Genomic DNA, 20510 nt, shown 5'->3' with positions numbered 1-20510 from the left:
GCCTGATTACACAGTCTGTGAATTTGTAAATTTAGTTTCGAAGTGGCCCCAGGGGGCCAGTCCGAGGCCGCTCGAAGGGCCTCGTTTCTCCCTTGAAACATTGGGGGATCGTGAGGCGGCGGGTTGATGTGGAAGTGAAATTATTCAAACACATCAACAACTTGGAGGCGATCCGCTTGTGAAATTGATCACACTCAAATTGCAGGTTTATTCACAATCTAAGCAGACGTCCAGATTACATCTGTATTCACAGTTGTTAACTTTGGAGGGCCTCTCGTGACATTTTCACGGAACCCTCGGCCATTGCAAGTGGCGGATCGCGGACGTTCGATTGTTTTTGTAAACATTCAGAAAATAATATGAACGTGGTAAATGGCTCATGGAAGCGGCTCGAAAAGGGAGTGCTTGCGTGAGGCCGAGAGTGGGCATCGGAGGCGGTCGTCGCCGATGCCGGTGTGTCAGTGGTGTGCTGCAAGTGGCTGGGAAATGGCTTCGACGCCAATTCGCGAGGCCACAGGTCAAGTCGGTTTGATCTTCGTGTTGCCTCGGTCTGGCTTTGAAGTTGTTTTTTAGGAGTTGTCTATGTCTATCGGAAGTTCGTCTCAAGTGAATTCATTCATGTCGCCGGTGGTCCGGCTGACCGTTCGCCTCGGCCTGGGGCTCGGCGTGGCCATGACCCTGGGGCTGGGCGGCATGGCCGCCGCGCAGGGCACGAAGGCCGCGCCCGCGCCCACCGAGGCCGCGCAGAAGAAGACCGTCGCGGTCGTGCTGACGCAGGCCAAGGTGGTCAAGGACGCGCAGGGCAAGGAGCAGCTGGTGGCGGCCGATTCGGTCAAGCCGGGCGACGTGCTCGAGTACACGGCCACCTACACCAACCACACGGGCAAGGCCGTCACCGGCCTGGTGGCCAACCTGCCGATCCCCGAAGGCCTGGAATACCTGCCCAAGACCGCCAAGCCCGGCGCGACGCTGGTCAAGGCCGCGACCAAGGACGGCGCCTTTGCCGCCGAGCCGCTGGCGCGCGTCGTCAACGGCAAGTCGGAGCCGGTGCCCTACAACGAGTACCGCTCGCTGCGCTGGACGCTGGGCCAGCTGCCCGCCAACGGCTCGGCCGCGGTGACCGCGCGCGCCAAGGTTGAAGTGGTGGTGCCGCCCGCGCCGGTGGCCGCTGGTGCCGACGCGCAGAAGGTTGCGCGCAGCACGCCCTGAGCTTCCCGCGCTGACGACGACCGTCGGCGGCGCTGAGCCGCCCTGACGGCCGGTTCTCTCTTTTCTTCAAGACCCCGCTGGTTTTTTCCATTGCCGGTTTCCGTTCGCGGAAATCCCCGGCCGGGGTGAGTTCGTCCTTTTTTTGACCTTTTTTGACCCCAACCCCCGAGGAGAAACCCAAGTGATCCCTACCTTGTCTGCCCGTCGCACCGGCCCCGCGCCGCGCGCGCTCTGGGCGGGCGCAGCAGCCCTGACGCTGAGCTTCCTTTTTGGAAGTTCCGGCGCACTCGCTGCGGCTCCACCCGCCAACACCATCATCGGTAACCAGGCTTCGGCCACCTACCTGGACCCGAACGGTGCCAGCCAACTGGCCACCTCCAACCTCGTGCAGACGACGGTGCAGCAGGTCGGCTCGTTCAACCTGGACACCTACACCACGGTGACGACCAATGTGGTCAACACCAAGACCGGCGCTGCAGGCACGACCGTGTACGCGCCGCACGTGCTGACCAACACGGGCAACGGCACCGACACGTTCACGCTGAGCGTGGCCGCACCGGCCAGCCCGAACGGCTTCACCAAGGTCGAAGTGTTCGCCGACGCGAACGCCGACGGCGTGCCTGACAGCACGACCGCGCTGTGCTCGGTCGTTCCGGGTGCGGTCTGTAACGTCCCGGCCCAGACCGTGGCGGGTGGCAACGGCACGTTCCCGTTCGTCGTGGCGTACTCGATCCCGAGCACCGCTTCGTCGTCGACGTTCACCTCGCCGGTCGCAGCGACCATCACGGCCACCGCAGGCACGCCGGCGCTGTACGCGGCGGGTAACACGCAAGCGGCCGACGTCGACAACGTGAACCTCACGGATCAGGCGGCCTTCAACGCCACCAAGAGCCTGAGCGTTCCGTCGGTCGCCTGGTCGGCCAATGGCGGCACCTGGCCCGCGGCATCGGTGAGCGGTCCGCGCTCGGTCGCAGGTTGCGCGGCTACCACCACGGCAGCTGGCGCACCCGCAGCAGGCTGCGTCTACACCACCTATACGTTGAAGTTCAACAACACGGGTGGTGCGGCTGGCCGGTTCGTCATGACCGACACGTTGCCCGCAGGCTTCACGTACGTGCCGGGTTCGGCCGTCTGGAGCAATGCACCGGGCACGGCGCTCACGGACGCACCGCAGGGTGATGTGGCTGGTAACGCCATCGACTTCACCGCGACCGGCAACACGCTGGCCTTCGTGGTGGCCTCGCTGCCGCCGAACGTCACGCAGACGGTGAGCTTCGTCGTGATGGTCAACAACACGGCGGCCATCGGCACGTCGACCACGACCAACACGGCCAAGTACAACCCCGTGACTGTGCCGACGACGGTCACGTCGGACAACCCGGGCACGACGGGCTCGCCGACCAACCCCGCGAGCTACAACGTCATCGGCACCTTCGGCATCGTGCTCGGTTCTGCTTCCGGCAGCCCGACCACCTCGCTGGACACGGCGGTGGGCAACCCCAACACGACCGCAGCCGACACGACGACTGTCGCCAGCGCGGCCATGGGCGCCACGGTGAAGTTCACGCAGACGGTGTTCAACACGGGCAATGCCACGGACGTCGTGAACCTCACGGCCGCCCTGGGCACCTTCCCGGCCGGAACGACCTTCAAGTTCTTTGCCGCCGACGGTGTCACGCCGTTGATCGACAACAACAGCGACGGCATTCCCGACACCGGTCCGGTCGCGGCCAACGGCAGCGTGCAGTTCGTGCTCGCCGCCACGCTGCCGTCTCCCGGCACGCTGCCCACCGGTCCGTTCAGCGCGATCGTGACGGGTACCTCGACGGGCGACAGCACGAAGACGGAATCCACCCGCGACACCCTGAACGCCATGATCGGCGTGCTGGTCGACCTGACCAACACGGCCACCGGTAACGGCACCGCAGGCAACACCGGCAACGGCGACGTGGGCACGGGCCCGAGCCCGCAGCCGACCACCACGAAGACGACCGCTGCCGGCACCGGCGCGATCTTCACGCTGTTCGTCAAGAACAACGACACGGTGGCCAACACCTACAGCCTGGCGGCGAGCCAGACCAACAGCTTCCCGGGCAGCCTGCCCGCAGGCTGGACCGTCAAGTTCGTGGCGGCGGGTGGCACCTGCACGGGTGCGGCGATCACCACGGTGGACGTTGCAGCCAACGCGCAGACGCCGGTCGATGCCTGCGTGACGCCGCCTGCTTCGCAGACGCCCGTCACCGGCCAGCTGGTGTACTTCCAGGTGCGTTCCACCATCGTGACGTCGACGGGCGCCGTGGCGATCGACACGAAGACCGATGCCGTGACCGTGACCCAGGCCGTGACCTACGGTGCGACGCTGACGCCGAACAACAACGGCCAGATCGCCCCCGGCGGCTCGGTCGTGTACGCCCACACGCTGACCAACACCGGCACGCAAAGCTGCGCTGGCCCGTACACCGTGTCGGCCACGCTGCCGGCGGCAGACGTGACGGCTGGCTGGACCACCGCGCTGTACATCGACGTGGACGGCGACGGCCAGATCGGCAGCGGCGACACGCTGGTGACCGGCACGATCCCGGGCCCGCTGGCGGCCAACGGCACGCAGAAGCTGCTCGTCAAGGTGTTCGCACCGGGCGGCGCTTCGGCAGGTGCCGTGGACACGGCCACCGTCACGGTGACCTTCCCGGCAGGCGCCACCTCGTGCGGCACGCCCTCGGCCACCGACGTGACCACGGTCATCACGGGCCAGATGCGCCTCGTGAAGACGCAGGCACTGGACACGAACTGCGATGGCACCGAGGTCCCGTCCTCGTCGGCTCCGCTGGTCGCCAAGCCCGGTGAGTGCATCGTGTACCGCGTCGTTGCCACCAACGAAGGCGCGGCACCGGTCACCAACATGTCGATCAACGACGCGGTGCCGGCCTACACCTCCTTCACCGGTGCGACGCAGCCTCCGGCCCCCACCCAGTGCACGTCCACCGGCGTGTCTGGTACGGCCCTGGCCTACAGCAGCACCGCCACCACCGTGGCTTGCGGCAGCGCAAGCAACACCGTGGCACCTGGCGGCAGCGCCACGCTGCTGTTCTCCGTGAAGGTCAACAACTGAGCTTCGCCTGAGTGAAGCGGAGCCGACGGGTGCGAGCCCGTCGGCTCCCTCGCACAAGGCATGCGAAAGCCTGTGCGTTTTTCCTTTGCGCCTTCTCTCTTCCTCTGTCGAGGCGAGGGCGCAAACGAAAAAGTTCTTTCGTTTCTTCTGATCCCCACGCGGTGATCGATCAAGGGTTCGCGGCATGCTGTTCACTTTCAATCCCAGGAGCACACACCGGCCATCGTGGCGCGGATGGGCTGCCGCGCTCGCCGCTGGCGCAGCGCTGCTGCTGGGAGGTGCCGCCCAGGTGAACGCCGCACCCGCCCCCGCCGGCATCGTGATCCGCAGCATCGCCACGGGCACCTACGTGCCCAACGGCCTGGCGCAGACCGAGACCATCTCGTCCAACGAAGTGATCGCCACGGTGCTGCCGGTGGAAGCGCTGGTGCTCACGCAGGACCAGTCGCTGTCGCGCCCGCCGGCGAGCATCGTCACGCTGAGCCACCTGCTCACCAACACCGGCAACGTCGCCTCCACCTACACGCTGGCGCTGGCCAACAACGCCGGCGGCTGCGCGGCCGACACGCTCGATCTGTCGGCGCTTCGCGTCGTGCGCGACAGCAACAACAACGGCGTGGTCGATGCGGCCGATCCGGTGGTGCAGCTCAACGCCGCGGGCGCCATCGCGCTCAAGCCCGGCGAGACCGCCGCGCTGCTGGTGCAGGGCACGATCCCCACGGCCGCGACCGGCGTGGCCTGCGTGGGCCTCACGGCCACCACCGCGCTGCAAGGCCTCACCGCCATCAACCGCGACACCGTCACCGTCGGCAACGCCGCCGCGCTGCAGCTGGTCAAGTCGGCCAGCTACCCCGGCAACGTCATCCCCGGCCAGACGCGCATCGACTTCTCGGTCTCGGGCACCAACATCGGCGCGCAGGACGCGCAGCCGTCCAACGTCATCGCGCCCACCAACACGCCGCTGCTCGTGAACGGCGCGCCCTCTGCCTTGGTCCTCGTGCGCGACCCCGTGCCCGCCGGCACCCAGTACGTGCCCGGCACCTTGCGCACCACGGCCGCCAACGCCGTCAAGCTGTACCGCCTGGCCAACGATCCGGCGTTCAGCTACCGCACCGCCGAAGACGCCTCGGCCGTCGAAGTGGCCATCGGCATCTCCACGCCCGTGGCGCGCAACGTGTCCATCGCGATGCAGTTCGCCGTCAAGGTCAACGCCGACCAGGTGGGCGAGATCCGCAACACCGCGCACAGCCAGTACAACGACGGCACCGGCCCGGCCACCGTGCCCTCGAACACCATCGTCATCAGCTCCAGCCAGGCGCGCATCGGCGTGGCCAAGGCCGCGTCCACTCCGCGCGTGAACCGCAGCGCCGACGGCAAGACCGACGGCACCGCCACCGTGCGCTTCAGCGTGAACGTGCGCAACTACGGCACGTCCTGGCTGTATGGCGTGCAGGCCGCCGACGTGATGGAAGGCGCGGGCGCCACGCAGTTCGGCAGCTACACGGCAGCCGCCGTGCCCGGCGCGAACCAGTACACCATCGTGCCCGGCTCGATCGTGATCGCGCCCGCACCCAGCGGCGGCACCGTCGCCGCGCCGAACCCCGCCTTCAAGGGCACCGCCGCCGCCTCGAACCTGCTGGCCGACGGCGCCGTGCTGCCTGTGGGCGCACAACTGACGGTGCAGTTCGATGCGCGCATCAACTTCACCGGCCGCACCGGCACCTTGCTGAACACCGTCAAGGCCTCGGGCGCCCTCAATGCCGGCGGCCCCGCGGTGGCCCTGGACGACTCCGTCAACGGCGACAACCCCGACGCCGACGGCGACGGCAACCCCAACAACGACACCTCGCCCACGCCGGTGTCGACCCAGCTGCCCACGCTCACGCTGACCAAGCAGGCCTCCATGGCGCGGCGCGTGTCGCCCGGCGTCTACGAGCTGGACTACACCTTCAAGGTCACCAACACCGGCGCCGTCGCCGCGCCCAACGTGCGCGTGATCGACAACCTGAACTGCACCTTCGACATGGACAAGTCGAGCAGTCAGGTCGCGTCGTGGGAACTGCTGGGCCCGCCCAAGGCCGCCAACGGCAACCTCAACGCCGCCACCGGCTTCACCGGCCGCGCCACCTGCAACCGCACCACGCAGGACAGCGCCGACCCCTTCCAGCTGCCCACCGAAGTGGCGCTGAGCCTGACCGACGGCGCCCGTGCGCTGGCCCCGGGCCAGAGCGAACAGATCCGCCTGAGCGTGCGCATCACCGAGAAGGCATCGGCCGTCGGCGGGCGCGTGTCGCTCACCAACAAGGCCTGGGCTGCCGCCTTCGAGCAGAACACCGTCAACGTCACGCCCACCATGCTGCTGGCGGCCACCGCCACCTCGGTGCAGGCGCTGCTGGTCGATCCGCAGGGCACGGTCTACAACGCACTGACCCGTCAACCTGTGGCCGGCGCGTTGGTCACCTACACGCGCCAGTCGTGCAGCAGCGGCACGGCCGGGCCCATCACCGCGGCCGAGATCTACGGCGCCGACTCGGGCACCTACACGCTCAACCCCAACGGCAGCGTCTCCATGACCACGGGTGCCGACGGCGCCTACCAGTTCTACCTGCAGACGCCGCCGGTGACGGGCCTGTGCACGTACGCGCTGTCGGTCACGCCGCCGGCCGGCAGCGGCTACGTCTACCCCTCGCAGCTGATCCCCGTGACCGGTGGCTCGTTCAACAGCTGCGGCGCCGTCGTGCCCAGCGCCGTGCCCCCGAAGGACGCCGACCCGACCAGCTACTACTTCCAGGTGCAGGCCGGCGCCAAGCCCGATGGCACGCCGTGCGACGCCGTGCACAACCACATCCCGCTCGACCCGGGCAACATCCTGGGCCTGGTGCTGCGCAAGGACGGCAGCAAGCGCCAGGTCGAGTTCGGCGACTTCATCGACTACGCGCTCACCGTCACCAACAAGACCGGCTTCCCCGTCACCGGCGTCACCTTCAACGACACGCTGCCCCCGGGCTTCGCGTACGTGGCCAACAGCGTGCGCCTGAACGGGCAAGTGGTGCCCAACCCCGCCGGCGGCGCCGGCCCGGGCCTGATCTTCAACTACCCCACGCTGGTGGTGGCCCCCGACCAGTCGGCCATGGTGCGCTACCGCGTGCGCATCGGCGTGGGCGCGCCCACCAACGGCGACGCCATCAACCGCGCACGCGCCACCTCGGGCCCGATCCAGTCGAACCTGGCCAACTGGACCGTGCGCGTGACGGGCGGTGTGTTCTCCGACGACGCCTTCGCCTTCGGCAAGGTGTACCTCGATTGCAAGCGCGACGGCCAACGTGACGGTCGCCAAGAGGGTGCCGACGAGATCGGTGTGCCCGGCGTGCGCCTGTACATGGAAGACGGCACCCACGTCGTCACCGACATCGAAGGCAAGTGGAGCCTGTACGGCCTCAAGCCTGTGACCCACGTGCTGCGCCTGGACCAGACCACGCTGCCGCTGGGCGCCAAGCTCGAAGTGCTCGACAACCGCAACTCGGGCACCCCCGAGAGCCGCTTCGTCGACCTGAAGAAGGGCGAGTTCCACAAGGCCAACTTCATCATCACGAACTGCGATGAGAAGAGTGTCATTGCCGACGTGGCCGCACGCCGCGCCGCCATCGCCGCGCGTCCCGACACCGAGGCCGAAGCGCAGGTGCGCCTGCGCCTGGACCCCGAAGGCAAGGTCGTGCCCGTGGGCGACGTGCGCGGCCTGCCCGCCACCGGCCAGGCGCTGGCCAGCGGCAGCACGGGCGCGGTGCAGCCCACCTCGGCGCCGCTGATCGCGCTGCCCGTGGCGCCGGGCAACGCCAGCAGCTTCGTCAGCGGCGGTGGCGGCAGCATGGGCGGCACGCTGGGCGTGCAGCCCGCGATCCCTACCGGCAGCCTGTTCTCGCCGCTGAACGGCGTGCCCACCTCGGGCCTGCCGTCGTCGCCCACCAGCGGCTCGGCCACCGGCGTCGGCGCGCAGGCCATGCGCCCCATCGGCACCGGCGGCGCGATGCTCGAGCCGCGCGCCAACCCGCTGCTGCCCCAGGCAGTTCCGAGTCCCATCGAACTCGAGACCCTGCTGCCCCAGCTGGAGAACAACACGCTGGGCTTCATCGGCCTGAAGGACCGCGACACCGTCGCCGGCCAGTCGATCAACGTGCGCGTCAAGGGCACGGCCGGCACGTCGTTGCGCCTGAGCGTGAACGGCGCCGCGCTGGAAGAACGCCGCGTGGGCAAGAAGACCCAGCTGGCATCGAAGAACATCGCCGCCTGGGAATACATCGGCGTGGCCCTGCGCCCCGGCGTCAACACCCTCAAGCTCGAAGCCGTGGACGGCTTCGGCAACGTGCGCGGCAGCGCCGACGAGATCACCGTCGTCGCCCCCGACAAGCTCGGCGCCATCGAGGTCGACCTGCCCGAGGTGGCCCGCGCCGACCTGCGCACGCCCGTCGTCGTCAAGGTGCGTCTGATCGACGCGGCCGGCGTGCCCGTGACCGCCCGCACGCAACTCACGCTGGAGACCGACCGCGGCCGCTGGCTGGCCGAAGACCTGAACCCGACCGAGCCCGGCACCCAGGTCTTCATGGACGGTGGCGCGGCGGAGTTCCAGCTGATGCCCCCGGGCGAGCCCGGCGATGCGCGCCTGCGCGTGAGCGCGGGCACCTTCGTCAAGGAAGTGCGCCTGGCGCTGCTGCCCGAGATGCGCCCCATGATCGGCGTGGGCATCGTCGAAGGCGTGCTCGACTTCACCAAGCGCGGCAAGCTGCCGATCGGCGCCATGCCCGCCGGCGCCGCCTTCGAGGCGGAACTCTCGGGCCTGAAGGACGAAGGCACCAACAGCCGCGCCAGCGGTCGCGCCGCCTTCTTCTTCAAGGGCACCGTCAAGGGCGAGTACCTGCTCACGGCCGCCTACGACTCCGACAAGACCCGCAAGGACCGCCTGTTCCGCGACATCCGTCCCGACGAGTTCTATCCGATCTACGGCGACTCCGCGGTCAAGGGCTTCGACGCCCAGAGCACGCAGAAACTCTACGTGCGCATCGACAAGAACCGCTCCTACCTGCTGTACGGCGACTTCACCACCGCCAGCAGCACCGAGGTGCGCAACCTCAGCCAGAGCAACCGTTCGCTCACGGGCCTGAAGCACGTGTACGAGGACGAGAACGTGCGCGCCACCAGCTATGTCTCGCGCACCGCCCAGACCCAGCAGGTGGAGGAGTTCCGCGCGCTGGGCACCTCGGGCCCGTACTACCTGAGCGCCAGCAACGGCGAGTTCGTGGACAACAGCGAACAGATCGAGATCGTGGTGCGCGACCGCAACCAGCCCAACATCGTGCTGCAGCGCACGGCCGTGGCGCGCTTCGTGGACTACACGGTGGAGCCGCTCACGCGCCGCATCCTGTTCACGCACGCCATCGCCTCCATCGACGCGAACCTGAACCCGCAGTCGATCCGCGTCACCTACGAAGTGGACAGTGGCGGCCCCAAGTTCACCGTGGCCGGCACCGACGTGCAAGTGAAGGTCAGCGAGAACCTGCAGCTGGGCGTGGTGGCTTCCACCGACCAGAACCCGCAGAACAAGCGCAACCTGCAGGCGCTCACGGGCGTGGCGCGCATCGGCCAGAACACCAGCGTGGCGGCCGAACTGGTCAAGACCGACTCCGACGACAAGGGCCACGGCCACGGCGCGCGCGTGGAAGCGCGCTACCAGGACGAGAAGCTGGCCGTGGTGGCCCTGGCGGCCAAGACCAGCAAGGGCTTCGACAACCCCGGTGCCAGCTTCTCGGCCGGCCACACCGAAGCCTCGGCGCGCGCCGAGTACCGCGTCGACCCGACCCTGGCCGTGCGCGGCGAGGTGCTCTACAGCAAGGACGCGGCCCAGGTCGACGAGCGCAAGGGCGCCACGGTGAGCGTGCAGAAGAAGCTCAGCGACAAGACCGTCGCCGAAGTGGGCCTGCGCCACGGCCAGAGCAATAACGCGCTGGGCTCCACCTCGGGCTTCGACTACGGCCAGATCTCCACCTACAACGGCCAGATGGGCAGCAGCATCGGCGCCAACAGCGTGACCACGCTGGGCGCGGCCGCCGCCGCAGCCGGCGTGGACACGCAGAGCCAGACGACCGTGCGCGGGCGCCTGTCGACCGAGGTGCCCGGCGTGGCCGGTGCGCAGGTGTTCGTGGAAGGCGAGCAGGACCTCAAGGACGGCAAGCGCCACGTGCTGGCCGTGGGCGGCAACTACGCCATCACCGACAAGACGCGCGTGTACGGGCGCTACGAGCTGATCTCCACGCTCAACGGCCCCTACGAACTGGACAGCACGCAGCGCAACAACACCGGCATCGTCGGCATCGAGAGCAACTACATGGAAGGCGGTCGCGTGTACAACGAGTACCGCATCGCCGACGGCGCCGAAGGGCGCGGCGTGCAGGCGGCCATCGGGGTGCGCAACACCTTCAAGGTCAACGAGCAGATCCGCGTGACCGGGGGCATCGAGCACACGCGCGACATGAGCGGCTACAGCAACAGCAAGAACACCGGCACGGGTTATGCCGGCGGGCTGGGCGAATCGACCGCGATCACCAGCGGCATCGAATACATCACCGACCGGATCAAGGCCAGCGGCGTGTACGAAGCCCGCCGGGGTGATGATGCGAACACGCGCCTGTTCAGCGCCGGCTTCGGCTTCAAGCTCGATCCGTCCTGGAGCCTGCTGGCGCGCAGCATCGTGAGCGACAGCGAAGGCCAGGGCGCCAACGCGGGCAACGAGCGCCACCTGCAGCGCCACCAGATCGGCATCGCTTACCGGCCGGTGGACGACGACACCTGGAACGCGCTGGCACGTTACGAGCGTCGCTCCGAGCGCGTGGTGGGCGCGGGCAATGCGGCCGGCGCGCTGCAGGGCAGCAGCGTCTTTGGCGCCGACAACGGCGCCAGCCTGCCGGGCAAGACCAGCGCGGACATCGTCTCGGCGCACGTCAACTACAACCCCGAGCCGGGCAAGGCGGTGATGGCGCGCTATGCCTTCAAGCTCAGCCGCGCCGACGACGGCACGCTGGCCAGCAAGTACTGGGCGCACCTGGTGCAGGCGCGCTACACGCAGGACATCAACCAGGACTGGGACTTCGGCGTGCAGGCCGGCCTGCTGTACGGCAAGGGCGGCGCGCTGCAGAAGACCTTCGGCGTCGAGGTGGGCTACCAGGTGCAGAAGAACATGTGGGTGTCGGCGGGCTACAACTTCGTAGGGTTGAACGACCGCGATCTGACGGCCAACGAGTACACGAGCAAGGGCGCCTATGTGCGGCTGCGCTTCAAGTTCGACGAGACGCATCTGGGGTTTGCGTCGACCGGGGAGACGAACGTGGCCAAGGCTGCCAAGGCAGAGAAGGTGGCTGCGGATGCGCCCGAAGTGGCACCGCTGCCGATGCGCACGGTGCTGCAGGCCGAGGCGCTGTTCGAGCCCGCCAAGTCCTTCATCAAGCCGCAGGCGCACGACACGCTGAACACGCTGGCCGCGCAGATCAAGGCGACCGAGGCGCAGGTGGTGATCCACATCAGCCATGCCGATGCGCAAGGCAGCGCTGACGACCGCATGCAGCTCATTGCGCAGCGGACCAACGCGGTGCGCAGCTACCTGATCGGGCGCGGCGTGGATGTGCTGCGCCTGCGCACCGACACCAAAGAAGACACGCAGCCTGTCGCAGGCGATGACAGCAGCGCCAAGAGCCGCTGGGTCGTGATCGCCGCGGCCGCGCAGGAAACCCGCTGAACGAGACCATGATGCAAAGCAGAACGAGAAACGAAGCGGGCGGGATGGCGCGGCTCGGCGGGGTGTTGAAGGGTGTGCTTGCCGCGACGGCCTTGTGGCTGTTTGCCATGCCAGGTGCGCAGGCTGCAACCGCTGCGTGCACGCCGCAGTCGGGCTACAACAGCTGCGTGACCTTCACCCATTCGGGCTCGGCGCAGACCTTCACGGTGCCTGCGGGCGTGTCGTCGGTGCGCGTCACGATGTGGGGCGCCGGCGGCGGCGGCTCTACGGCGGCCGGCGGCAACTCGGCCAACGGGGGCGCCGGCGGCTTCGCCGATGGCACCGTGTCGGTCACGCCCGGCACCGCCATGGCGGTGACGGTGGGGCAGGGCGGGCAGAACGGGGGCACCGGCGCGACCTACGGCCGCGGGGGCGGCGGCGGCAATGGCGCGAACGCGGGCGTTGCCGGTTCGTCGGGCGGCGGCATGAGTGCGCTGTGGAACGGCGGCACGGAGTTTTCGGCGGCCGCCGCACGACTGATTGCAGGCGGCGGCGGCGGCAGCGCCTTCTGGACCGACGTCGGCAGCCCGGTGCCAGGCGGCGGCGGTGGCACCAACGGCGGCTCGTCCACCGGCACGGGCGGACGGGGCGGCACCCAGGCCGCTGGCGGTGCGCGCGGCACCCCGAGTGCGGGGACCGTCGCGGCCACCTGTCCGGCCGGCACTGACGGCAGCGCCTTGCAGGGCGGCACCGGGTGCTCGGCGGTCGGTGGCACCCCCCTCCAGTACGAGGGCGGTGGCGGCGGCGGCGGCGGCTGGTTCGGCGGCGGCGGCGGCATGGCCCAGTGCAGCAACACGCCCAATCCCGTCTCGGTCGGCTGTTCCTACAACGGACCGGGCGGCGGCGGCTCGGGCTTCATCGGCACGGGCGTGACCGGCGGCGTGATCACCGCCGGGGCCGACGGCAGCTACTCGGCGGCTTCCAACCCGGCCAACCAGGGCAACACGCTCTACCAGAACGGCGTCGGCGTGGGCGGAACGCGCGCCTCGCTGACCGGTTCCACCGGCGGCAACGGCCTCGTCGTCATCCAGTTCAACGTGGTCAGGCTGCAGCTCGCAAAGGCCTGGTCGGCCGGCAGCAACACCGGCGACGTGGCGAGCATTGGCGCCTCCACGGGCGGGACCAACTTCTTCGGCGCCAGCAACACCTCGGCCTTCACCTCGACGGCGTCCACTGCCGCCTCCAGCTCCGTCGTGGGCGTGAACATCGGCAACGTCATCACGCTGCCCGCCGAAACACTGACCACCGGCACGCTGGCGAACTACAACACCGTGCTGTCGTGCACCGTGAACAGCGGCACGATGGCCAGCACGTTGAGCGGCACCAACGGACAGGTGTCGAACACGCTGACGATCGCCCTCGGCGACATCGGCAAGGACATCGTCTGTACCTACACCAACACGCGCAAGACCGCGACCTTGCAACTGGCCAAGTCGTGGAACCCCATCAGCGTGACGGGCAACGTGGCGAACATCGGCGCCACCACGGGCGGCGCGGCCAACACCGCGGCGTTCTCGTCGACGGCGCCGACGGCCAACACCAGCGCGACCGTGACCGTCGCGGCCGGCAACACGATCACCTTCCCCGCGGAAACCATGAACGGCGGCGTGCTGCCGAACTACACGACCGTGCTGTCGTGTACCGCCGGTGGCGGCGCGACGGCCAACAGCCTGAGCGGCACCAACGGCCAGGCGACCAACACGCTGACGATCGGCGCGGGCGACGCGGGCAAGGCCATCGTCTGTACCTACACCAACACGCCGAAGACCTCCACGCTGCAGCTGGTCAAGTCGTGGGGCGCCAACAGCCTCACGGGCAACGTGGCGAGCATTCCCGCCTCCACGGGCGGCACCAACAACACCACGGCCTTCACGGCCACGGCCCCCACGGGCGCGACCAGCGGCACCGCCGTGACCGTGGCCACGGGCAACACGATCACGCTGCCGGCCGAGACGATGTCGCCGGGCACGCTGGCGAACTACAACACGGTGCTGGCGTGTACGGCCGGTGGCGGTGCCACGGCCAATGCGCTCAGTGGCACCAACGGACAGAACAGCAACACGCTGCTGGTCGGCGCGGGCGACGCGGGCAAGGCCATCGTCTGTACCTACACCAACACGCCGAAGACGGCGACGCTGCAGATCGCCAAGGCCTGGGGCGCGAACAGCATCGCCGGCAACGTGGCGAGCCTGGGCGCGAGCACGGGCGGCGCGAACAACACCACGGCCTTCACCGCGACGGCGCCCACGGGTGCCAACAGCGGCGCGGCCGTGACCGTGGTCGCCGGCAACACCATCACGTTCCCCGCTGAAACGATGCCGACGGGGACGCTGGCGAACTACAACACGGTGCTGGCCTGTACGGCCGGCGGCGGCGCCACGGCCAACGCGCTGAGCGGCACCAACGGGCAGGCCACCAACACTTTGCTGATCGGCCCGGCCGATGCGGGCAAGGCGATCCTGTGTACCTACACTAACACGCCGAAGACGGCCACGCTGCAGATCACCAAGTCCTGGGGCGCCGGCGCCATCAGCGGCAACGTGGCGAGCATCGGCGCGAGCACGGGCGGCGCGAGCAACACCACGGCGTTCACGGCGACCGCGCCCACGGCGGGCAACAGCAGCACGGTGAACGTGGTGGCAGGCAACACCATCACGCTGCCGGCCGAGACGATGCCCACGGGCTCGCTCGCGAGCTACAACACGGTGCTGTCGTGTACGGCAGGGGGCGGCGCCACGGCCAACGCGCTGAGTGGCACCAACGGGCAGAACAGCAACACGCTGCTGATCGGCGCGACCGACGCGGGCAAGGCCATCGTCTGTACCTACACCAACACCGGCAAGCCCGCGACCCTGACCCTCGCCAAGCGTTCACTCGGCGGCGTGGCGGGCTTCGACTTCACGGGCACCAATGGCGTGGCCGCGCACACCATCACCACCACCGTGGCCGGCACGGTCGTCAACGGGCCGCTGCAGACGCTGACCGCGACGGGCACGGCGACCACCTTCACTGAAACCTACACGCCGGCCACGGGTGTGCCCGACTACGTGATCACCGACGTCAGCTGCACCGGCATGGGCAGCGGCGGCACGGTGACGCGCGGCACCGCGCAGAACACGAACCAGTTCACGCTGAACGCCGCGGCGACGGTGGCGGGCTCGAACATCGTCTGTACCGTCACCAACGCCAAGGCGCCGACCGTGCAGCTGCGCAAGAAGTGGGTCAACGCGCTGGTCAACGACGCCTTCACGCTGACCGCCTCGGGCACGGTGCACCCGAACCACAACATCGGCTACGCCTTCAACCTGCAGGCCACGGCCAACACGCCCAACGAAACCGACACCGGCGGCGCGCAGCGCGTGGCAGTGGGCGACACCGTGACCCTGTCGGAGACGCCGTTCGGCACCAACGCCGGCTCGTACACCGCCAGCGCCTGGAGCTGCACCGGCGGCGGTTCGCTCAGCGGCAACCTGCTGACCCTGGGCAACGCCGATGCGGGCCTGCCGATCGTCTGCGAGATCACCAACACCGCGAAGACGGCGACCGTCACGCTGGCCAAGACCTGGTCGGGCGCGATCGTCAACGACGCCGTGAGCGTCACCGGCACGGGCCTCACCACGCTGGCCTCGGTGGCCAACACGGCCGCCGAGACCGACACCGGCGCTGCGCAGGCCGTGCCCGTGGGCAGCGTCATCACGCTGGCCGAGAGCTTCACCACCGGCAGCGCCGCCAACTACACCAGCGCGCTGAGCTGCACCGGCACCAGCGGCCTGTCGGGCAACACGCTGACGGTGGGCGCGGCCGACACGGCCATCGTCTGTACCTACGCCAACACGCGCAAGACGGCGGCGGTGACGCTGTCCAAGAGCTGGAGCGGCGCCATCGCCGGCGACAAGGTCAACCTGACGGTCAGCGGCAGCGCCGCCGAAGTGACGGGCGCGACCGCCGGCACGTCGACCGCGCCGGCCACCACCACCAACGCCACGGCCACCGCGGCCAGCGGCGCCACGGTGACGCTGGCCGAGGCCTTCACCACCGGCAACGCGGCCAACTACACCACCACGCTGGCCTGTACCAAGGTGTCGGACGGCAGCGCGGTGACGGTGAGCGGCAGCGGCCTGAGCCGCAGCTTCACCATGCCGTCGGACAGCGCCGTGAACTGCGCTTACACCAACACGCGCAGGACCGCGACGCTGCAACTGGCCAAGGCCTGGAGCGCCGGCAGCACCACGGGCAACGTGGCGAGCATCGGCGCGACCACGGGCGGCGCGAACAACACCGCCGCGTTCACGGCGACGGCGCCGACGGCGGGCACCAGCGGCACCGCGGTGTCGGTGGCCGCGGGCGACACGCTCACCTTCCCGGCCGAGACGATGACCACGGGCACGCTGGCGAACTACACCACCGTGCTGTCGTGTACCGCCGATGCCGGCGCCACGGCGAACACGCTGAGCGGCACCAATGGCCAGGCCAGCAACACGCTGCTGATTGGCGCGGGCGACGCGGGCAAGGCGATCGTCTGTACCTATACCAACACGCCGAAGACGGCCACGCTGCAGATCGCCAAGGCCTGGGGCGCGAACAGCATCGCAGGCAACGTGGCGAGCATCGGCGCGAGCGCGGGCGGATCGAGCAACACCACGGCCTTCACCGCGACGGCGCCCACGGGCGCCAACAGTGGCACGGCCGTGACCGTGCAGGCCGGCAACACGATCACGCTGCCGGCCGAGACGATGGCGCCGGGCACGCTCGCCAACTACACCACGGTGCTGGCCTGTACGGCCGGCGGCGGCGCCACGGCCAACGCGCTCAGCGGCACCAACGGGCAGAACAGCAACACGCTGCTGGTCGGCGCGGGCGATGCCGGCAAGGCCATCGTCTGTACCTACACCAACACGCCCAAGACCGTCACCGTGCAGCTGCGCAAGGCCTGGAGCGCGGACAGCACGAACGGCGACGTGGCCAGCATCGGCGCCACCTCGGGCGGCAGCAGCAACACGTCGGCGTTCACCGCGACGGCACCCACCGCGGGCAACAGCGGCGCGGCGGTGTCGATGGTCGTCGGCGGCACGCTCACGCTGCCGGCCGAGACGATGACCACCGGCTCGCTCGCGAACTACAGCACCGTGCTCGCGTGTACCGCTGACGGCGGTGCGACGACCAACCCGCTGAGCGGCACCAACGGCCAGGCGAGCAACACGCTGGCGATTGCCGCGGCCGACGCCGGCAAGGCCATCGTCTGTACCTACACCAACGCGAAGAAGACGGTCACCCTGCAGGTGCGCAAGGCCTGGGGCGCGAACAGCGAAGCGGGCAACGTCGCCAGCATCGGCGCGACCACGGGCGGGACCAACAACACGGCCGCGTTCACCGCGACCGCACCCACGGCCGGCAACAGCGGCACGGCGGTGGTGGCGGCCGTGGGCAACACCATCACCTTCCCGGCGGAAACGATGCCCACCGGCACGCTGGCCAACTACACGACCGTGCTGTCGTGTACCGCCGACGGCGGCGCCACGGCCAACGCATTGAGCGGCACCAACGGGCAGGCCAGCAACACGCTGGTGATCGGCGCGGGCGACGCCGGCAAGGCCATCGTCTGTACCTACAGCAACAACCGCCTGCCGACGGTGCAGATCCGCAAGCAGGCGCTGGGCGGCACGGGCACCTTCGCGTTCAGCGGCACCAACGGCTTCGGCTCGGACAGCATCAACGTCTCGGTGGCGGGCTCGACGGTGGTGGGCACCATCAAGACGCTCACCACGGCCAACACGCAGACGGTGCTGACCGAAGTCGCGGCCTCGATGCCCGGCGGCTTCGCGTTCTCGGGCGCGACCTGCACGGGCCTGGCGGGCGGGGCGACGGCGGCCGTCGACGTGGTGGCGGGCACCGTCACGCTGCCCGCGGCCGGGCTGACGAACGGCACGGCGGTGGTCTGTACCTTCACCAACACGCTCGCGGCCATCGTGAGCGGCCGCGTGTTCCTGGACAACGGCGTGGGTGGCGGCACGGCCAACGACGGCATCGTCAACGGCGGCGAAGGTCCGTTGTCGGGCGTGAGCGTGCGGCTGACCAACTGCGGCGCCACCGTGTACGCGAGCGCGCTCACGGACGCGTCGGGGGCCTACAGCCTGAGCGTGCCGGCCGGTACGGCCACAGGCTCGGCGATGTGCGTGGAAGAAACCAACCCGGGCACGCGCGTGTCCACGGGCGCCTCGGTGGGCAGCGTCGCGCTGCCCTCGGGCTCGGCCGTGGCCGCGGCCGGTGGCACCTACACCTACACGCGCACCGGCACGCCCGACCGCATCGCCTTCAGCTGGAACGGCACGGGCCACGCCAACCTGAACTTCGGCGACGTCGACAACAGCGCCTTCGCGACCGACGGTGCCAAGACCGGCCTGCCGGGCAGCACCGTGACCTACGCCCACACCTTCACGGCCGGCACGGCAGGGCAGGTGCGCTTCAGCGTGGCGAGCGAGACGGCCACGCCGGCCATCACCGGCTGGACGACGAAGGTCTTCGCCGATGTGGGCTGCACCGGCAGCCTGCAGCCCGGCGCGGCGCAGCTGTACCCGCCGAGCGCGGCGGCCACGCCCGTGGCTTTCGCGGGCAAGGTCTGCGTGATCGTGCAGGAGTTCATTCCCGCCACGGCGCCGCTGGGCTCGAACAACAAGGCGACGATCCGCGCCGACTTCACCTATACCAACGCGAGCCCGTCGCTCAGCGGCAGCTTCACGCTCGACGACCTCACGACGGTGTCGGGCGTGGCGCTGGAGCTGAAGAAGGAAGTGCGCAACATCACGCAAAGCGGCACCTTCGGCGTGAACAACCAGGCCAAGTCGGGCGAGACGCTGGAGTACCGCATCACCTACACGAACAACGGCGACGCGCCGATCCGCAGCATGGTCGTGAACGACATGACGCCGGGCTACACCACCTTCGTGAGTGCGACCACCGGCACCACGCCGGCGTCGCTCACGGGCTGCGTCAAGACCACGCCGGCGAACACGCCGCCCGCGGGCGCGGTGGCCTGCACCACCGTTCAACCCGCAGGGGGCACGGGCGCGATCGACTGGCGCTTCACGGGCACGGTCGAGCCGGGCGGTACGGGCTTCGTGCTGTTCCAGGTGAAGGTGGACTGAAGACCTGGCAGGGCCTTCAGGCCCGGCGCTTGAACAGTGCGGACGCGCCGCTGGCCCGCGCCACGTCGTCCGCCGCGGCCAGCAGCTGCGGGCCCAGCGCGAGCATGCGTTCTTCCGTGAGCCGCACCAGCGGCCCCGCGATGGTGATGACGCCGATCACGCCGCCGTGCGCACCGCGCACCGGCGCGGCCATGGCGGTCATCGCGGGGGCGAACACCTCGTTGATCATCGAGAAGCCGCGCTTGCGCGTGGCGCGCAGGAACACGAGCAGTGCCTTCACGGTGGTCGGCGCCTTGGGGCCGAAGTCTTCCGGCTGGCCGAAGCCCTGCTTCGCGACGAGCTGCAGCGCCTGCTCGTCCGTCATGGTCGAGAGCCAGGCGTGGCCTGCGGAGCTGCATGAGAGGTTCACCGACAGGCCCATGTCCGGGTCGTAGCGCAGCCCGCGCGTGGCGCCTTGCGCCTTCGCGACGAAGGTGAGCTCGTCGCCGTCGACCACCGCCAGCCGCACCAACTCGCCCGACGCGACCGCGAGTCGGTCGAGCAGCGGCTGTGCCACGTCGACGATGCCGCTGTTGCTCAAGAAGCTCAGGCCCAGCGACACCAGCTTGATGGTCAGCATGTAGTCGCCATGGCTCTGGTCCTGCCGCACATAGCCGTAGCGCACCAGTTCGCTCAGCAGGCGGTGGGTGGCGCTCAACGGCATTTCCAGCTCGGCAGAAAGCGCGGAAAGCGCACGGCCCTCGGGGTGGCCGGAGAGGTGTTCGAGCACCTTGAAGCTGCGTTCGAGTATGGCTGTCATGAGACGACTCTAGCATTTTGCCAAGTGTTTTCACTAGTAGAAAGATTTTCCACTAAATCGATAAGATCGCGCCGCCAGGAGTCGGAGCGCGTGTGAAGCGCCCCGGCATGGACCGCTCACATCGCACGCTGGAGAACAACTTTGAGAACGCTTTACCGCTCGCTGGCCACCGCCGGCCTTGCCCTCGCCCTGGTCGTTCCTGCTGTTGCGCAAGCGCAGCAGGAGCGCGTGATCCGCTTCGGCCACCTGAACAACGCCGACCACCCCGTGAGCTTCGGCGTCAAGCGCTTTGCCGAGCTGCTCTCGGCCAAGAGCGGCGGCAAGATGAAGGTCCAGGAGTTCCCCGCCTCGCAGTTGGGCAACGAGATGCAGCAGCAGTCGGCCTTGCAGGGCGGCGTGCAGCAGATGTCGGCACCGGCCACCACGTCGCTC

5 protein-coding genes and 1 pseudogene are annotated in these 20510 nt (G+C 69.0%); 5 read left to right on the top strand and 1 reads right to left on the bottom strand.

Annotation, left to right across the window (positions count from 1 at the left end; translation table 11 throughout):
- The first annotated feature begins 618 nt into the window (after window positions 1-618).
- The 4 genes from AC07O4_RS18985 to AC07O4_RS18970 all read left to right on the top strand — a co-directional run bounded on the left by AC07O4_RS18985 (window position 619) and on the right by AC07O4_RS18970 (window position 19279).
- Window positions 619-1209 carry a DUF11 domain-containing protein gene (locus AC07O4_RS18985; protein WP_083259036.1) on the top strand — a complete coding sequence of 197 codons (591 nt, stop codon included), beginning with the start codon at window positions 619-621 and terminating at the stop codon, window positions 1207-1209.
- A gap of 181 nt (window positions 1210-1390) precedes the next feature.
- Window positions 1391-4318: a beta strand repeat-containing protein gene (locus AC07O4_RS18980; RefSeq protein WP_495305334.1), complete on the top strand. Its 2928-nt coding sequence runs from the start codon at window positions 1391-1393 to the stop codon at window positions 4316-4318.
- Window positions 4319-4607: 289 nt separating this feature from the next.
- Window positions 4608-12098, top strand: coding sequence for an OmpA family protein (locus tag AC07O4_RS18975; RefSeq protein WP_495305333.1), 7491 nt, complete (start codon window positions 4608-4610; stop codon window positions 12096-12098).
- Window positions 12099-12205: 107 nt separating this feature from the next.
- On the top strand, window positions 12206-19279 hold the full coding sequence (locus tag AC07O4_RS18970; protein ID WP_495305332.1) for a prealbumin-like fold domain-containing protein: 7074 nt from the start codon (window positions 12206-12208) through the stop codon (window positions 19277-19279).
- A 16-nt stretch (window positions 19280-19295) separates the two neighbouring features.
- Here AC07O4_RS18970 and AC07O4_RS18965 read toward each other — a convergent pair whose 3' ends face one another.
- A complete protein-coding gene (locus AC07O4_RS18965; RefSeq protein ID WP_062481672.1) occupies window positions 19296-20078 on the bottom strand; it encodes an IclR family transcriptional regulator in 783 nt (260 codons plus the stop codon).
- A 141-nt stretch (window positions 20079-20219) separates the two neighbouring features.
- On the opposite strand from AC07O4_RS18965, the pseudogene AC07O4_RS18960 reads away from it, so the two are divergent.
- Window positions 20220-20510, top strand: a pseudogene (locus tag AC07O4_RS18960) (TRAP transporter substrate-binding protein); the annotation flags it as partial.

Source organism: Variovorax sp. GW821-FHT09D04, from assembly GCF_059416405.1.
This window is presented reverse-complemented; position numbering and strand designations above follow the sequence as displayed.

Excerpts from the sequence above, each read along its gene's own strand:
- AC07O4_RS18970 (WP_495305332.1), top strand. The coding sequence starts at position 12,206 with ATGCCAGGTGCGCAGGCTGCAACCGCTGCGTGCACGCCGCAGTCGGGC.
- AC07O4_RS18965 (WP_062481672.1), bottom strand. The coding sequence starts at position 20,078 with ATGACAGCCATACTCGAACGCAGCTTCAAGGTGCTCGAACACCTCTCC.
- AC07O4_RS18985 (WP_083259036.1), top strand. The coding sequence starts at position 619 with ATGTCGCCGGTGGTCCGGCTGACCGTTCGCCTCGGCCTGGGGCTCGGC.